Below are 518 nucleotides of genomic sequence, written 5' to 3'. Positions count from 1 at the left end.
TGCATGCTGGGCTAAATTCAATCGCCCTTTACAGGGCTAACCAAGAAGAACCTCTGCGCACTCTGTGTCCTCTGCGGTGAAAAGATTGTTTGTTGTCAATCCCGAAGGGATGATTGATACTAGCCCAGCCATTCATGGCTGGGTCAGGATGAACCACCACCTCGCATTAGTCCCGTCAGGGACGATTGATTGGTCTGCATAGCCCCGAGTGGTAACCTTCTCCAAACTGATATCCTGCGCTCCCGCAGACGGATTCTGGGCTGAAGCCCGCATCACATTCATCTCCGTCTCCCCGACCTAAAGGTCGAGGCTAATCAGTCGGGGCTAGTCAGTCGGGGCTGGTCAGGTTCCCACCGCAGAGACCGCTGAGCTCGCTGAGAAAAAAATTGGGTTGGTTGATGACCAAGATAATCCTCTGCGCACTCTGTGTCCTCTGCGGTGAAAAGATTTTTTTTCATTCATCCGACCCGAACGGGACTATATCGTTTTTTCTCCGATTGCATTCCCAGCATTGCATG

The 518-nt window shown here is 51.9% G+C and carries 1 protein-coding gene; it reads right to left on the bottom strand.

Annotation, left to right across the window (positions count from 1 at the left end; genetic code table 11):
- Positions 1-132: 132 nt before the first annotated feature.
- The gene (locus N3A72_12490; GenBank protein MCX7920393.1) at positions 133-282 is read right to left on the bottom strand and encodes a hypothetical protein; all 150 of its coding nucleotides are present in this window, start codon (positions 280-282) and stop codon (positions 133-135) included.
- Between the last annotated feature and the right edge of the window lie 236 nt (positions 283-518).

The organism is bacterium (genome assembly GCA_026416715.1).
Taxonomy (GTDB): domain Bacteria; phylum UBP4; class UBA4092; order JAOAEQ01; family JAOAEQ01; genus JAOAEQ01.
The sequence above is the reverse complement of the archived record's forward strand: the minus strand, read 5'-3'. Positions and strand labels throughout refer to the sequence as shown.